Consider the following 15,426-nt stretch of genomic DNA (forward strand, 5'->3'; position numbering starts at 1 on the left):
CTTGCGGCGGCACCCGGCGTGCCTAGCGTCGAACCATGCGAACCCTGCTGATAGTTCTCCTCGCACTGGTCGCCACGGCGACCCCGGCTTCGGCGGCGACCCCGCTCGAAGCGGGCACCCAGCTCACCCTGAACCAGAACAGCCGCTGCGTGAACGGCTTCAACGTCCGGGGCTACCTGCTGGTGTCCGTGCACTGCGCGAACGCCAACGGCACCCTGATCGGCCCGGGCGGCGTGGTCATCGGCCCGGTGGAGCGCAAGCGCGCCACCTACGGCGTGGTGCGGATCCTCGACCCGTCGGCCTGGGACCAGCTACCCCGCCTGGCCGGCCACCCGACGCCCATCACCGGATCGGTCGAGGCGGCGGTGGGCGCGACCGTCTGCACGTCCAGCCGCATCAGCGGCTGGCGCTGCGGGACGGTCGTCGCCAAGAACCAGTCCATCAGCCACGGCACCGGCACCATCACCGGGCTGACGCGCACGAACCTGTGCGTCCAGCCCGGCGACGACTGGCTGCCGGTGATCAGCGGCTCCCACGCCCAGGGCCACCTGATGGGCGGCTCCACCGGGGGCTGCACCTCGTTCTTCTACCCGATCAACCGGATCCTGGCGGCGGAGGGTTTCACGCTCGTGACGGCCTGACCCGCGTCGCCTTGTGCACCAAGGCGTCGCACAGGGCGAGCCAACTGGCTTCGACGATGTTCCCGTGGACACCGACGGTGGTCCATTCGCGCTCACCGTCGGTGGACTCCACCAGCACGCGGGTGACGGCGTCGGTGCCGTGCTCGACCTTCTTGTGCGACTCGGTGAGGATGCGCACCTTGTAGTCGTTTAGCTGCACACTGTCCAACCAGGACAGGTGCGGCAGGAGCGCCTTGCGCAACGCCGCGTCCAGCGCGTGCACCGGCCCGTTGCCCTCGGCGGTGGCGATCACCCGCTGCCCGGACACGTGCACCTTCACCGTCGCCTCGGACACGATCGCGCCGTCCCGGTTGTGGTCCAGCACGACCCGGTAGGACTCCAGCACGAACGGCGGCGCGTCCATTTCGGACAGCTCCCTCTTCATCAGCAGCTCCAGGGAGGCGTCGGCGGCCTCGAACGACCAGCCGCCGGCCTCCAGCTCCTTCACCTTCCGCACCGCGCTCGTCAGCGCGTCGGGCCGGCGGGCCAGGTCGATCCCGAACTCACGTCCCTTGAGTTCGAGACTGGCCCGACCCGCCATCTCGGTGACCAGCACCCGCATGTCGTTGCCGACGGTGTCCGGATCGATGTGGTTGTACAGCTCCGGATCCACTTTGATCGCACTCGCGTGCAGCCCCGCCTTGTGGGCGAAGGCCGACGACCCGACGTAGGCCTGGTGGGAGTCGGGCGCGATGTTGGCGATCTCGGCAAGCGCATGGGAGACCCGGGTCAGCTCGGCCAGCGATTCGCGCGGTAGCACGGCCAGGCCGAGTTTGGTCACGAGGTTCCCGACGACGGCGAACAGGTCGGCGTTCCCCGCTCGCTCGCCGTAGCCGTTCGCGGTGCACTGGACGTGGGTCGCCCCGGCCTGCACAGCCGCGATGGTGTTGGCCACCGCGCAGGACGTGTCGTCCTGGCAGTGGATGCCGACCCGGAAGCCCGTGCGGGCGACCACGTCGGCGACGGTCTCGGCCAGCCCGAGTGGCAACTGGCCGCCATTGGTGTCACAGAGCACGACGACGTCCGCGCCACCCTCCACAGCGGACTCCAGCGTGCGGAGCGCCGTGTCCGGGTCGAACGCGAAGCCGTCGAAGAAGTGCTCGGCGTCGAGGAACACCCGCCGCCCCTCGTCCACGAGGAACCGGACGGTGTCCCGGACCATGGCGAAGTTCTCCGCGACATCGGTCCGCAACGCCTTTTCGATGTGCCGGCGATCGGACTTGGCGACCAACGTCACAACCGGCGCCCGGGACTCCAACAAGGCCTTGACCTGCAAGTCCTCGGAAACCTTGACCCCGGCCTTCCGAGTGGCCCCGAACGCGACGAGCTGGGCGTTCTTCAACGTCAGATCCCCGGCCGCCGCCCGCGCGAAGAACTCCGTGTCCTTCGGCAAAGCCCCAGGCCAGCCCCCCTCGATGAACCCGACGCCCAACCCGTCCAACAGCCGGGCGACAGCCAGCTTGTCCGTCACCGAGTAGGAAATGCCCTCACGCTGGGCCCCATCCCGCAAGGTCGTGTCGTAGACGTGGAAGGAATCGCCGAGCGTGGTCACCAGGGTCTCCTAGAAGATCGGATCGGGAAAACAAAAAGACCCCCCGCAGGATGCGAGAGGTCAGCGCGCCGGGTGCTTAGGGAAGCACTACCCGACGCGCTCAGAAATAATGATCACAGCGTGGAGAGCCACGAACCAGATACTGCCACACCCCACCCGGCAAGACCAAGCCACGGACGGGTTGTCCCACACTCTGAGCACAGCCAACGCCGGCAAACCACCCCGAGGCTCCACGCGAGAGCCGCGGATCACCCCGCGGCCAGGAACCGGGCGAACGCCTCGATCGCGGCAGGGTTCCGAGGCCCCTCCACCAACGCCGCATAGGGCAACACGAAGAACCGCCCATCCCGAACCGCGGGTACCTCCCGAAGCGGCGCATAAGACTCCAGGAACGCCCGCTTCTGATCAGGAGTACTGGAATCCCCATCCGCGTAGTCGTTGATCAGGATGACCTCGGGAGCACGGGCCACCACAGCCTCCCACCCCACCGTGGCCCAACTGTCGTCCAGATCCCCGAACACGTTCGCCCCACCGGCCCGCTCGATGATGTCCTGCGGAGCAGCGTTCTTCCCAGCCGTAAAAGGCTGGTCCAACCCGCTGTCATACAGGAAGACCTTCGGCCGAGCCTTACCCTGCAACAACTTCTCCGCCGAAGCCACCTGCGCCGAGTACCCAGAGATCAACGACTCGGCCCGCGCGGACACTCCAAAGAGCACACCCAGGTTCCGCAGATCCGTGTACAACGCCTCCAGCGGAGGCATGATCCCGCGCTGCTTCCCCACCCCGTTCCGACAAGCCTCGGTGAGCTGATAAGTGGCCACCCCCAAGGACTTCAACGCGTCGGGCGTGAACCCGGTGCTCTCGGAGAACCCGTAGTTCCACCCGGCGAACACCAGATCGGCCGAAGCCCCTTGGACGACCTCCTTGTTGATCTCCGAAGCCAACCGGGGCACCTTGGCGAAGTCCGCCTTCCACGGGGAACTCTCCACATCGGCCTGATGGGCGTCCCCGATCACGTAGCCCGCCATCCGGTCGGCCAGCCCCAGCGAGAACATCAGCTCCGCGATCCCGGTGTCGTTGGTGACCACCCGCCGGGGCACCTTGTCGTAGGTCACCTCCTGGCCGCAGTTCCGCAGCGTGATCTTCGCCGAGCCGGGCGGCTCCTGCGCGATGGTGGCGCCGCACGCGGTGGTGGACAGGACAACGACAAGGGCGAGCGCGACGAGCCTTCTCACGGGCCGACCTCCTGGTGTTCGAAAAGCAACTGCGGCACGCCGCTGGTCGGGTGGGGCACGACGTGGGCCGCCACCCGGAAGACGTCCCGCAACAAGGCGGGGGTGAGCACGTCCGCCGGCTTGCCGCCGGCCACCACCCGCCCTCCGTCGAGGACGTGGATCCGGTCGCAGTACGCGGCGGCGAGGTTCAGGTCGTGCAGGACGGTGAGGACGGTGACGCCCAGGCTGCGCACCAACCCGAGGACCGCGATCTGGTGGCTGATGTCGAGGTGGTTGGTGGGCTCGTCCAGCACCAGCACCGCCGGCTCCTGCGCGAGGGCCCGCGCGATCAGCACCCGCTGCCGCTCGCCCCCGGACAGGCTCAGGAAACTCCGCCGCGCCAGGTGCGCGGCGTCCATCCGGGACAGTGCCGAGGCGCAGACATCCCGATCACCGGCGGTTTCCCGGTCGAGCCCGGTCTGGTGCGGCAACCGGCCCATCATCACGACTTCGGCCACCGTGAAGTCGAACTCGACGTGGCTGTCCTGGGTGAGCGCGGCCATCGCCCGCGCGCTGTCCCGGATCGGCAGGTCGTCCAGCGCGGCGCCGTCCAGCCGGACCACGCCGCCGGACGGTCGCAGGGCGCGGTACACGCACCGCAGCGTGGTGGACTTGCCGCTGCCGTTGGGCCCGACGATCCCGTGCACCTCGCCGCTGTGGGCGGCGAGCGTGATGCCGTGCAGGATTCCGGTCACGGTGACGTCCGTCAGCGAGACGTCCATCACCTTCCCCCGAACACGTAGCCGCGGCCCCGCATGAGGAACACGAAGCACGGCACGCCCAGCGCGGCGGTGATCACACCCAGCGGCAGCTCTTCCGGCGCGGCCAGCAGCCGGGCCGCGACGTCCACCCAGATCAGGAAACAGGCCCCGGCCAGCGGGGCGACCGCGAGGACCCGGCGGTGGTCGGCGCCCACCACCAGCCGGACCAGGTGCGGCAGCATCAACCCCACGAACCCCACCGCGCCGCTGACCGCCACCAGCACACCCGTCATGGCGGCGGTGACCACGAACAGGGCCTTGCGCAACCGGGCCACGTCCACCCCCAGCGTCGTCGCGGTCTCGTCCCCCATGGACATCGCGTTGAGCTGCCGGGCCCTCGTCCGGAGGTAGACGGTGCCCGCGACCACCGTGACGGCGGCCACCGGCAGCGAGGCCCACGTCACCCCGCCCAGGCTGCCCAGCAGCCAGAACATCGCCGCCCGCGCGGCCTCGCCGCGCGGCGACTGGAAGACCAGCAGCATCGCCACGGCGGAGAACCCGTAGGCCATCGCCGTCCCGGTCAGCACCAGCTTGAGCGGCGTCAGCCCGCCGCGCCGCGCGGCCAGGTACACCAGCGCCATGGCCGCCAGCGCCGACAGGAACGCGGCGGTGGACAGCGCGTAGATGCCGAGCGAGGCGAACAGCCCCATCGTGGCCACGGCCGTGGCGCCCACGCTCGCGCCGGACGAGATCCCCAGCACGTACGGGTCTGCCAGCGCGTTGCGGACCATCGCCTGGATGGCCACGCCCACCACCGCCAGCCCCGCGCCGACCACGGCGGCGAGCAGCACGCGCGGCAGCCGGATGTCCCACACGATCCGGTACGGCCCGGCTTCGGACGGCTCGATCACGCCGCCCGTCACGGCCGCCTCCAGCAGCCGCAGGACGTCCCCGAACGGGATGCGCACCGGACCGAGGGCCACGCCGCACACGATGGAGAGGGCCAGGAGCGCGGCCAGCCCGACGCAGAGCCGTTTGGTCACCGGTCGCCTTTCGGACGGGTGGCCGTGCGGCACGCAACCCGAGGGACCGGCGCGTCCGTCCCGCAGACCACGGCAGGAGTGGAGCTACTTCCGCCGCCTGCGGGTAATCGGGCTCGCCCCTCGGGGAGGGGCCTACCGTTGCGGGTCAGCGCCGGACTCAGACCGGACTTCCCCCGCGGGTGGCGACGCCGACCCTACGTGCCGCCCCCGCCGCCGTCCCGAGCACCCCTCACGAAACCCAAAGAGCCCTCACGAACCGGAAAGGCCGCCTCCCGGGGGAGGCGGCCTTCGGCGGGCTGACCCGGGACTCAGGCCCCGGTGCGGACGTTCGAGCTGACCAGCGCCGCCAGCCGGTCGCCCACCGCGTAGGTGGCGCCGGGCGAGGCGTGGTCGCGGGTGGCCAGGTCGAAGGCGACCGACGCCTCGATCCGGCGGGCCGACTCGTGCTCCCCCAGGTGGTCGAGCATCAGCGCCACGGACAGCACCGCCGCCGTCGGGTCCGCGATGCCCTGGCCGGCGATGTCCGGCGCGCTGCCGTGCACCGGCTCGAACATGCTCGGGTTGCGCCGGGTCACGTCGAGGTTGCCCGACGCCGCGAGCCCGATCCCGCCGGTGACCGCCGCCGCCAGGTCCGTGAGGATGTCGCCGAACAGGTTGTCGGTGACGATCACGTCGTACCGGGCCGGGTCGGTGACCAGGTGGATCGTCGCCGCGTCCACGTGCTGGTAGGCCACCGTCACGTCGGGGTGCTGGAGCGAGACCTCCTCCACCACCCGCGACCACAGCGAGCCCGCGTGCGTCAGCACGTTGGTCTTGTGCACCAGCGTGAGGTGCTTGCGAGGCCGGTTGGCCGACCGCGCGAACGCGTCCCGGACCACCCGCTCCACCCCGAACGAGGTGTTGATCGACACCTCGGTGGCGATCTCGTGCGGGGTGTCCTTGCGCAGCAGACCGCCGTTCCCGGCGTACAGGCCCTCGGTGCCCTCCCGCACGACCACCATGTCGATCTCCGGCGGATCCGCGATCGGACTGCGCACACCGGGGTAGAGCCGCGCCGGGCGCAGGTTCACGTGGTGGTCGAGTTCGAAGCGCAGACGGAGCAGCAGACCCCGTTCCAGGATGCCGCTGGGCACCGAGGGGTCGCCCACCGCGCCGAGCAGGATGGCATCGTGCTGGCGCAGTTCGCCCAGCACCGACTCCGGCAGGAGCTCACCTGTGGCGTGCCAGCGCGCCGCGCCGAGGTCATAGCGGGTGATCTCGGCCGCCGGAACGACCTCACCGAGCACCTTCAGGGCCTCGGCGACGACCTCGGGCCCGATCCCGTCTCCTGGGATCACTGCGAGCCGCATCCACACACCTCCCAGGTATCAGTCCCATTGCGCGGGACTAGTTTCCTTTGCGAAAGGCTACCGGTCGCGGACCCGATCGCCGCACTCGGAACACACTTCAGTGGCCATATGTCCCGGACTGCGGGACACCCGAACGGTTCAGTGCCCCCGTTCGGCCGTCACCCGATGCGCTTAACCGGCTCTGGCCGGCCGGGAGCAACCCCCGACCGGCCAGAGTGGTGCACGGTGTCAGTCCGCTGAGCGGTTGCCCCGGCTCGCCTTCACCTTCACGACATCGGCCTTGTCACCGGTGGCGTTGTGGTGGTGGAGCACCAGCAGGCTGTCCGAGCCGTCGGCGGCCAGCGCCGCCGCGTCCCGGTTGACCACCAGCGCGGTGCCCGGACGGGACAGGTAGGACAGCGCGGCGTCGCCGCCGCCCTGCACCCACAGGCCCGGCTTGAGCGGGTCGAACGACGCCGGCCGGTCGATGGAGTCGATCAGGCCGTTCGACGCGCCCGGCGCGACGTAGAAGCCCGCCACGCCGGTCGTGTACGAGAGGCGCGACGTGTCCGCCGACGGGTCGATGCCGAGCGCCGTGAGCAGCACCGGCAGGACGACCACGTTGGTGTCGAACACGTTGGTGTCCACGTCGCCGAACTGGCCGTTGACGGGCTGGATGTCGACGGTCTGGCCGGTGGCCAGGTCGACCGTGGCCGCGACCAGCAGGTCGGTGCCGGTCAGCTTGTTGGCGTAGACCTCGTAGTCCGGCACGCCGTCACCCGTGGTGTCGATGTCGACGAACGGGATCGTGTTGTTGCCCAGGTTGTACCAGTTGCCCCAGGTCGCGATGCCGAACGCGAGCAGCGCGTTCTGCGGCTCGCCCTGGGCCTTGGCCAGCGGCGCGGTGGACGTGACACCCACGTGCCGCAGGTCGCCGCCCTTGGCCGTGTCGTTGAGCGTGCAGTTCGTCGTCACGTTGCGGCGGCACTCGCGCAGCTTCGGCGAGGACTGCTGCAATTCGAGGACGCTGACCAGCGACTTGTACGCGCCCTGGTGGACGCCCCGGCCGGTGAGGTTGAGCACCGACTGGGTCGCGTCGCCGCGGAACGTCACCCGGTCCGGCGTGTTGATGTCCGCCACCGGCTTCGGCGCCGAGTACACCGGCACCCGCAGCGCGACGGTGGAGCCGCTCTTCGGCGTGAGCACGATCCGGCCCGACGCGTCGGCCAGGAACTGGCGCGGCGCGTCGAGGTGGTTCGCCTGGACCGTCGGGTCGACGGTCTTGCGCAGCTCCGCCGGGTTGTCGATCTTCAGCGTGACCTTGACCTTGGCGACGCCGCGCGGGCTGAGGCGCACGGTGCTCTGCGACAGCTCGTAGCGGACGCCCGGGATCGAGGTCAGCTCCTCGTAGTTCACCGTGTAGTCGACCCACTTGGTGGACTTGTTGACCACCTTGACGGTCTTGGTCAGCGCCACCGGCCTGCTCACCTCGACCACGCCGAAGGACGCGCTGACCGCGCCCGGGTCGTCCTGCACGTAGGCCAGCACCTGGTTGTCCAGGGCCGCCCTGCCGTCGATCCGGCCGGCCCCGACGCGGTTGGGCGCGTAGGTCTTGCCGTCGGCCTTCACGTCGGCGGACGCGCTGTTCATGATCGCGGCCTTGACCTCTTCCGGCGTCCAGTCCGGGTGGGCCTGGCGGACCAGCGCGGCGATGCCCGTGGTGTGCGGGGCCGCCATCGAGGTGCCGCTGTTGACCAGCGTCTTGTTGCCCGAGCCGACCAGGGCCGAGGCGATCGTGTCACCGGGGGCCGCCACGTCGGGCTTCACGACCGGGCCGCGCACGCCGCGCGAGGTGAACGAGCTGGGCGTGTCGGCGATCGCCTGGTCGTAGGTGGGCAGCACGGTGCGCAGGTCGCCCGCGAGGCGGAGGGTCAGCGTGCCCGCGACCACCGCCGGGCGCACCGAGTCGGTCGCACTGCCGGTGAGCTGGACGACCGGGATGACCGCGTTGCCCGCGATGCCCGCGCTGAAGTGCCCCAGGGCGGAGGTGAACACCGCGCCCACACCGCCCGCGGCGGTCACGTTGTTCGCGCGGGCGCCGGAGCCGCAGCGCCGGCTGGCGTCGTTGTCGTCCCACTCCAGCCAGGCGATCTTGCCCGCGACGGCGGCCCGGTCGGCGGCCGACAGCGGGAGGCAGCCGTCCTTGTTGGCCGGGTCGCCCAGCGGCACGACCTGCCCGGTGACGGACTTGCCCTGGTAGTCGAAGTTCTGGCTGTACTGGCCGGCCTTCAGGCCCGCGACGTTGCCCGGCGCGGTCGCCTCGGCCGCGTCGCGCAGCACGTACGCGTCCCGGGTGGACGCCACGGTCAGCGCCTCAAGGGTGCTGCCCGGCGCGCCGCCGATGTCGTACAGGTCGCCGCCGTTGCCCGCGGAGAACACGGTGACCACGCCGGAGGCGTTGAGCTTGCGGACGAACAGCGAGTCGGGGTCGTCCGGGGCGCCGTAGTCGGAGCCGAGGGACAGGTTGACCACGTCGAGGTGGTCGGAGAAGTCGCCGTCGCCGTCCGGGTCGAGCGACCAGTCCAGGGCCTGCGCGGTGACGTTGGTCGAGCCGTCGCAGCCGAACACCTTCAGCGCGTACAGCAGGGCCTTCGGCGCGGTGCCGGGGCCGATGCGCATCGCGTTGAGCGCTTCCGGGGTGAGCTTGGTGTAGTCGCCCTTGAACGTGGAGCCGTCGGCGTTGACGCCGAAGCCCGCGGCGGTGCCGGCGACGTGCGAGCCGTGGCTGTGGCAGTCGAGCGGGTTCGGGTCGGGCTTGGGGGTGTTGATCGCGGGGTCGTCGCTGTCGCCGTCGTAGGCGTTGCCCACGAAGTCGTAGCCGCCGACGACCTTGGCGGTCGGGAAGTACGAGGCGTCGACCTTGGTGTCGTCGATCGCCTGGTACGCCTCGACGGTGCCCGGACCGCCGAAGTCGGCGTGGGTGTAGTCGATGCCGGTGTCGATGATGCCGATGCGGGTTTCGTCGCCGAGCTTCCCGTACTGCTGCCACGCCTTGAGCGTGTTGGTGAGCTGCACGGCGGACGAGTTCTGGCGGGACTTCGGCACCACGGTGCGGACGGACTTCACGTCCGCGCGCTGCGCCAGCTCGCGCACCTTCGCGGCGTCGGCCGTGACGACCACGCCCGGCACGCCGTTGGCGGTCCGGTAGACCTCCTTGGTGGAGGCGTCCTTGCCCTTGAGGTCGCCCACCACGGAGTCGACCACCTTGGCGGTGTCGTTCTTCGTGGCCTTGGCGGCGTCCTTGGCCTGCTGCTTGCTCGCGCCCTGGCCGGTCTTCTCGGTGTAGGTGTCGACGGCCGGCTTGGCCTCCAACTCCACGAACGCGGTGACCTTGCCCTGGGCGGCGGTCAGCCGCTTGCCCACCTTCAACTGCAACTTCCCGGCGTCCAGCCCGCGCGCGGCGGCGACGGACGGCGCCAGTGGTTCTTCCGCGCCCAGCGCGGTGCCCGCGGTGGAGCCCGCGACGAGTATCGCGGCCAACACCGGTACGGCAGATCTGGCGACAACGCGAGATCGGCTCACAACGTGCCCCTACCGAGGCCTGATTAGACCCGGCGGGCAGCGTCGCAGTGATCCGGTAGGGGGGAGGAGCCGCCCGCGTGGTGCCGTGCCCTCTACGGCACCGGGTCAACCTCGTGGGTGGAACCTAATAGCAACCCGAACACGATCGATTACACCGAACGAGTGACGACGCCCACAGATTTGACAATCAACAGTCAACTGTGACGCCGCCAAGACCAGCAGCGATATACACAGCTACCCGACCGTGCACACGCCCTCTCACCACCATCACCGTACGTGAGACCACGAGCCCCCGGCCCTTCCCCTCCCCCGCCCCCTGCCGTCCCCGCCCTCTCGCCCCCCACGCGAGGCCGCGTCGGTAGGCCGAGCCCGATTTCCGGCGATCACGCTTTTCGATCGCCGGAAATCCGGCTCGGCGTGCCGCCTTTCAGGCGGCCGAGCCCGCCGTCTGCGGAGCAGCGGCCAATGTCACTGCGCGGCCGATGACACAGCAAAAGAGACACTCCTGGCAGTGCGAGCGCCCACTGCCGCGCCGATCGGGTTCAGGACCGCGGTGTCCACCGGGCGGTCCACGCGGAGCAGCATGAACGCGTCCGCGCCGTCCGTGGTCTGGCTGATCTGCGCGGCTTCGACGTTCACGCCGGCTTCGCCGAGCAGGGTGCCGACGGCGCCCATGACGCCGGGCCGGTCCGGGTACTCCAGCAGCAGCACGTTGCCCTCGGCGCGCAGGTCGAAGCTGCGGCCGTTGATGCCGACCAGCTTCTCCACCTGGTCCAGCCCGGTGAGCGTGCCGGACACGGTGATGACCGCGCCGTCGGCCTGCACCGCGCGCACGGTGGCCAGGCTGCGGTGGTTGGCGCTCTCCGGCTCCTTCGTCAGGTCGACCGACACGCCGAGGCTGGCGGCCAGGCTGGGCGCGTTGACGAAGGTGACCTGCTCCTCGACCACGCTGGAGAACACGCCGCGCAGCGCGGCCAGCGGCAGCACGGCCACGTCCTCGTTGGACAGTTCGCCGCGCACCTCGACGGTCACGCTGGTCGGGGCCTTGGCGGACAGCGCCGCGACGACCGTGCCGAGCTTCTGCACCAGCGGCAGGTAGGGGCGGACCTCTTCGCCGACCACGCCGCCGCCCTGCACGTTCACCGCGTCCGGCACGAACTCGCCGCGCAGCGCCAGCAGCACCGACTTGGCGACGTCGGTGCCCGCGCGGTCCTGGGCCTCCGTGGTGGACGCGCCGAGGTGCGGCGTGACGACCACGTTCGGGAGGCCGAACAGCGGGCTCTCGGTGGTGGGCTCGGTGCTGAACACGTCGATGCCCGCGCCGCCGACCTGGCCTTCCTTGACGGCTTCGGCGAGCGCGTCCTCGTCGATGAGGCCGCCGCGCGCCGCGTTGACGATGATGACGCCGCGCTTGGCCTTGGCGAGCTGCTCGGCGCCGATCAGGCCCTTGGTCTCGGGCGTCTTCGGCAGGTGGACGGAGATCGCGTCGGCGCGCTCCAGCAGCTCCTCCAGCGTCACCAGCTCGATGCCGAGCTGGGCGGCGCGCTGCCGGCTCACGTACGGGTCGTAGGCGATCAGCGTGGTGCCGAACGCGGCGAGGCGGGCGGCGAATAGCTGGCCGATCTTGCCGAGGCCGACGACGCCGACGGTCTTGCCGCTGATCTCGACGCCGTTGAACTTGCTGCGCTTCCACTCGTGGTTCTGGAGGGTGGCGTGCGCGGCGGGGATCTGGCGGGCCGTGGCGAGCAGCAGGGCGACCGCGTGCTCGGCGGCGCTGACGATGTTGGACGTCGGCGCGTTCACCACCATGACGCCGCGCTCGGTGGCCGCCGGGACCTCCACGTTGTCCAGCCCGACGCCCGCGCGGGCGACGACCTTGAGCTTGGTGGTGGCGGCGAAGACCTCCCGGTCCACCTTGGTCGCGGAGCGGACCAGCAGCGCGTCGGCGTCGGCCACGGCTTCGAGCAGCGCGGGACGGTCGGTGCCGTCGACGTGGCGCACCTCGATGCCCTCGCCGAAGACGTCGAGAACGGACGGGGCTAGCTTCTCGGCGATCAGGACAACGGGCTTGGTCACGGACGTGCTCCCGGTGGTGTGCGAGGCGGGTGGGGAGCGCGGGGCCGTCTGAGCCAGCCGAGACCCGCGCCGGCCGGCCACGGCAGTGTGTCCGGGTTGACGAGCATATCCGGCGGTCGGGCGCGTCCCGACACCCGGGTGCCCTGTCCCACCTGCTGGTTTCCCGTACGACCGTCCTACATGTACGGGGTAACGGGCGTGCCCTGGGACGCGATCATCCGGCGACTCCACCCCCGGCCCGGAACGGCGGTGCGCCCGTGGTCCTGATGAGTTCGGTGCTGTGGCGCAAGCGGGGCAGGCTGGAGGACGTCCGGCGGCGGAGACGGCCGGGCAACACCGCGGTCGAGCCGAGGGTGCTCGCCGTGCGCGCCCTGCGCAGCCTGCGGTTCGGCGAGGTCTGCCCGCACGAGGCGCACGACGGCGCGAACACCGGCCGGCTGGTCTCCGCCACGCTGTCCCTCTCGGCGCTCATCGGGTTGTTCCTGCACCTGGTGGTGGTCGAGCGGTTCGACGCGGTGGTGGCGTCGGGCGCGGTGGGCGGCGTCTACCTGCTGTCCGTGGCGCCCGGCGTGCTCGGCATGGACCGGAAGCTGGGGTGGCTCGCGGTCCAGGCGCTGTGGCTGGCGGCGCTGATGCGGTCGATCGCCGAGGACCTCAGCGCGCTGGTCATGGTCACCCACCTGCTGCCGGTGGCGCTGGTGTTCCTCGGCCGGTGGGCGATGGAGGCCGCCGAACTCGCGCTGCGGGTGCCGCTGTTCGTCCCGGCGGCGCTGGTGCTGGTCCTCGCGCCGCTGTTCACGGAGGACCCGTGGCAGTTCGCCGCCGCGGCGGGGTGGCGCGTCGCCCTGGTGGCGTTGGCGGTGGTGCCGCTCGCCGCCCTGGTCGTGGCGCGGTTCCGACGGCTCCCGCTGACCGGGGTGTTCGACCGCGCGGCGGCGGACGTGGCGGGCAACGCGGACGAGTGGGTGGACGTGGCGGGCCGGATGCTGCGCAGCCGGTGCCTGACCACGGAGCACTGGCCGCCGGCGAGGCAGTTGGAGCGGTTCCTCAGGCCGTCGTTCGAGCACAGCTCGCTGCGCGCGGACGCGGCGCGCCTGCGGGACCTCGCCGGGGACGGCTTCCGCAGGCAGCTCCGGGCCCGGTTCGGGAAGTTGCTCGTGGGCACGACGGCCATCACCTACGCGCTGGTCTACCTGCTGACCGTGGTCGCCATGCCGGCCGCGCTCGCCGAGGACTGGTCCAAGGCGTCGGTGACGACGGCCCGCGTCGACGGCGTCGTGCCGTGGGTGGCGTTCGACCTGCCGCTGTGGCCGTACGCGGGGGTGGCGGCGTTGTTCTCGGCCGTGGCGGCGGTGGGGTTCCTGACGTTCTGCCTGACCGACGAGACCTACACGACGACCATGGCCGACGCGGTCGCCGGCCGGCCGGCCCGCCTGCTGATCATCATGGGCGCGCCGTACCTGTTCGACGGGGCGAAAGCCGCGCCCGTCCCGGTCGACCCCGCCCCGGACCCGACGCCGAAGCCCGCGCCGCGGCTGAACCGCAACGGGAAGAAGGCGGGGCGATGAGCGACCGTGTATCCGCGGCCCGGCGGCCGGCATCGGGATGGTCATGACCGACAACCCGTTCCGTCCCACGGCCGAGGAGCGCCGGCAGGGTTACACGCTGCTCGCCGAGTTGGCGGCGTCGATGGTGCTCGGCCCCGTCGCGCCGTTCGCCGTCCTCGCCGCCCGCTACCTCTATGACCGGCGGGACGCGATCTTCGACCGCGCGGGCGTGCCGGTGCAGGCGTTCGACGCGTCCGGCGAGTCGTTTCGGCTGGACAGGTTCGCGGCGGCGCGCGCTCCGGGGAACGCGCGGAGCGTCGTGTCGGTGCGGCCGGGGCTGACGGCGTCGGCACGTGCGCTCGGGCTGCGCGAGGGTGATCCGGTGGGCCTGGTCCTCACCGGACAGGACTTCCGGGCCACCCGCAGCGGTCTGGTGGTGCCGGCGCGGATCGGCGAGCACGTCGCCCTCGCCGTGCCGCGCGGCACCTATTCGCTGGGCGCGTTCGCGGGCCGGCGGGACCACCTGTTCGCGACGCCGCACCCGTTCACCGCGGTCGACGGCCGGATGGTCACGCTGAACGGACACGGCGCCCTGGACCTGTCCCTGGCCACGCCTCGTCCCACGCGCCGCCCGCCGTTCGCCCGCGGCCCGCTGTGGCCGGGCGGCCCGGGGTCTTCGGGTCTCGCCCTGAGCCCGCCGCCGGGCGGCTACCGGCTGCGGCACTGCCCGCGCTGCGGACGGCTGCACCCCGTCACCTGGCAGGGCTGCGCACCGCCGGCCGTCCCCGCGCCCGGCCCCGACTGCTGGTGGTGCGGCCTGCGGCAGACCGCGTGCGACTGCCTGATCGGCGAGGCGCGGCGGTTCTGGAACGGCAACTGATGTCGACCGGTCTCAGGCCGTGGTCGTCTTCGGGTAGTGCGGCCGGAGGCCGGCCCGGAGGATGTTCGCCTCCCCGACCGGCGACCCGGCCGTGATCCACGCGGCGACCCGCGCGGGGGAACGCGCCCGGGACGAGTACGTCACCATCGTCGGCGACCTGGTCGGCGCACAGCACGCCGACCGGTTCGGCGTGCTGCTGTCGACCAGCGTGCACGGGATCACCGACATGGAGGTCAGCGGGCACCTGTCCGCGGACAAGTGGCACGTCACGGCGGAGGAACTCGTCTCGGACCTGGTGTCCATGATCGACCGGCAGACCCGGGGCGGTAGCGCCGGTTCCGGGCGAGGGCGGCTTTCACATCCGCTGCGGGTTGTACCGGGAGGGCGCGTAGTCCTCGGCGGCGGAGACCCTGCTGGTCGGCCGCCGCCTACCAGGGCTCGTCGAACTCGCCGTCCTTCACCCCGAGGATGAACGCCTCCCACTCGGCGGGCGTGAACACCAGCACCGGGCCCTCGGGGTGGGCGGAGTTGCGCATCGCCGTGTAGGTCACGCCGTCGGTGTGCTCGACGAACGCGATCTCGACGTGCTCCTCCTCGTCCTCCGCGCCCTCGTCGCTGCGGATCCAGTCGGCGCCGGTGAGGTCGAGGTTGCCCCGCACGTGGGCCTTGTCGTCGTAGATCGGCGCGCTGTCGCTCATGGCGCCTAGATATACCGGAGCCCGCGGCGTCGGTGAACACCGCGGGCTCCGTCCTGGAAAAGGGA

Annotated in this window: 12 protein-coding genes; 3 read left to right on the forward strand and 9 right to left on the reverse strand. The window is 71.2% G+C overall.

Translation table 11 applies throughout. The features are described 5' to 3' along the window. Positions 1–35 precede the first annotated feature (35 nt). The gene (locus ACQPZF_RS34475; protein ID WP_433264232.1) at positions 36–641 is read left to right on the forward strand and encodes a S1 family peptidase; all 606 of its coding nucleotides are present in this window, start codon (positions 36–38) and stop codon (positions 639–641) included. Here ACQPZF_RS34475 and cimA read toward each other — a convergent pair. The 7 genes from cimA to serA form a co-directional block, all read right to left on the reverse strand. After that, positions 622–2,232, reverse strand: a complete 1,611-nt coding sequence (gene cimA / locus ACQPZF_RS34480; protein ID WP_433264234.1) for a citramalate synthase — start codon at positions 2,230–2,232, stop codon at positions 622–624. The genes ACQPZF_RS34475 and cimA overlap by 20 nt on opposite strands. Before the next feature lie 248 nt (positions 2,233–2,480). Then, a complete protein-coding gene (locus tag ACQPZF_RS34485; protein ID WP_433264236.1) occupies positions 2,481–3,467 on the reverse strand; it encodes an ABC transporter substrate-binding protein in 987 nt (328 codons plus the stop codon). After that, positions 3,464–4,228 carry an ABC transporter ATP-binding protein gene (locus ACQPZF_RS34490; RefSeq protein WP_433264238.1) on the reverse strand — a complete coding sequence of 255 codons (765 nt, stop codon included), beginning with the start codon at positions 4,226–4,228 and terminating at the stop codon, positions 3,464–3,466. Before ACQPZF_RS34490 ends, ACQPZF_RS34485 begins: the two co-directional genes overlap by 4 nt. Further along, positions 4,228–5,250, reverse strand: coding sequence for a FecCD family ABC transporter permease (locus ACQPZF_RS34495; protein WP_433264240.1), 1,023 nt, complete (start codon positions 5,248–5,250; stop codon positions 4,228–4,230). Before ACQPZF_RS34495 ends, ACQPZF_RS34490 begins: the two co-directional genes overlap by 1 nt. Before the next feature lie 308 nt (positions 5,251–5,558). Further along, the gene (locus ACQPZF_RS34500; RefSeq protein ID WP_433264241.1) at positions 5,559–6,599 is read right to left on the reverse strand and encodes a 3-isopropylmalate dehydrogenase; all 1,041 of its coding nucleotides are present in this window, start codon (positions 6,597–6,599) and stop codon (positions 5,559–5,561) included. Between the two features lie 228 nt (positions 6,600–6,827). Beyond that, positions 6,828–10,160 (reverse strand): S8 family serine peptidase, encoded by a 3,333-nt coding sequence (locus tag ACQPZF_RS34505; protein WP_433264243.1) that lies wholly within the window; start codon positions 10,158–10,160, stop codon positions 6,828–6,830. Between the two features lie 468 nt (positions 10,161–10,628). Then, positions 10,629–12,236: a phosphoglycerate dehydrogenase gene (gene serA / locus ACQPZF_RS34510; protein ID WP_433264245.1), complete on the reverse strand. Its 1,608-nt coding sequence runs from the start codon at positions 12,234–12,236 to the stop codon at positions 10,629–10,631. Between the two features lie 266 nt (positions 12,237–12,502). On the opposite strand from serA, the gene ACQPZF_RS34515 reads away from it, so the two are divergent. Beyond that, complete coding sequence (locus ACQPZF_RS34515) at positions 12,503–13,804, forward strand: hypothetical protein (protein WP_433264247.1); 1,302 nt, start codon at positions 12,503–12,505, stop codon at positions 13,802–13,804. A gap of 43 nt (positions 13,805–13,847) precedes the next feature. Continuing rightward, a complete protein-coding gene (locus ACQPZF_RS34520) occupies positions 13,848–14,663 on the forward strand; it encodes a hypothetical protein (protein WP_433264249.1) in 816 nt (271 codons plus the stop codon). Positions 14,664–14,675: 12 nt separating this feature from the next. Here ACQPZF_RS34520 and ACQPZF_RS34525 read toward each other — a convergent pair whose 3' ends face one another. Both ACQPZF_RS34525 and ACQPZF_RS34530 read right to left on the reverse strand, forming a co-directional pair. Further along, positions 14,676–14,891 carry a hypothetical protein gene (locus tag ACQPZF_RS34525; protein WP_433264251.1) on the reverse strand — a complete coding sequence of 72 codons (216 nt, stop codon included), beginning with the start codon at positions 14,889–14,891 and terminating at the stop codon, positions 14,676–14,678. 200 nt (positions 14,892–15,091) lie between these two features. Then, the gene (locus ACQPZF_RS34530) at positions 15,092–15,361 is read right to left on the reverse strand and encodes a DUF397 domain-containing protein (RefSeq protein WP_433264253.1); all 270 of its coding nucleotides are present in this window, start codon (positions 15,359–15,361) and stop codon (positions 15,092–15,094) included. Positions 15,362–15,426: the final 65 nt, after the last annotated feature.

The organism is Actinosynnema sp. CS-041913 (assembly GCF_050942485.1).
Taxonomy (GTDB): Bacteria; Actinomycetota; Actinomycetes; order Mycobacteriales; family Pseudonocardiaceae; genus Actinosynnema.